Genomic DNA, 583 nt, shown 5'->3' on the forward strand with positions numbered 1-583 from the left:
AGTTTATTTTATAGATAAGTTTTACTTACCTTACTCTGTTTAATTTTCAAGGATCATTTCCTACTGACAATTATGAATTTTACCAAATATCATTTAACTTGTCAATACTTTTTTATTATTTATTTTTATCACTTAATAAATAATAAAATGCCCTGCTTATCTTGAATAATTTGTTTTCCTTTTTCAACAGGACAATTGATATTTTATCATAAATTCCCGCCCATGAAGTCATAATAATACAAATTAATGCTATTTAAATTGGTATATCTCTAAATTATTCACTATTACTACAACTTTCACATATTGATACACTAGGATAAGTTATCATGCTGTTCGTAAAAAGACAAAGATAAAGCTGAGCTTCTATAGGGCCAATTACCTGATAAATTGGTAGGATAATGTGGATCATAACTTAAATATACCTGAGTTTGAAATTGTAATACCTATATTAAGTATGCTATATAAAAAGAAAAATAAAAAAAGAAGTAACATTTGTTACTTCTTTTTGGTGGAGATAAAGGGATTCGAACCCTTGACCCCCTGCGTGCAAGGCAGGTGCTCTCCCAGCTGAGCTATACCCCCA

The 583-nt window shown here is 29.3% G+C and carries 1 tRNA gene; it reads right to left on the reverse strand.

The features are described from left to right. Positions 1–506: 506 nt before the first annotated feature. Positions 507–582 (reverse strand) — tRNA-Ala (locus N4T77_RS20140). Between the last annotated feature and the right edge of the window lies 1 nt (position 583).

The sequence above is a fragment of the Clostridium sp. CX1 genome, from assembly GCF_025398335.1.
Taxonomy (GTDB): domain Bacteria; phylum Bacillota; class Clostridia; order Clostridiales; family Clostridiaceae; genus Clostridium_AM; species Clostridium_AM tanneri.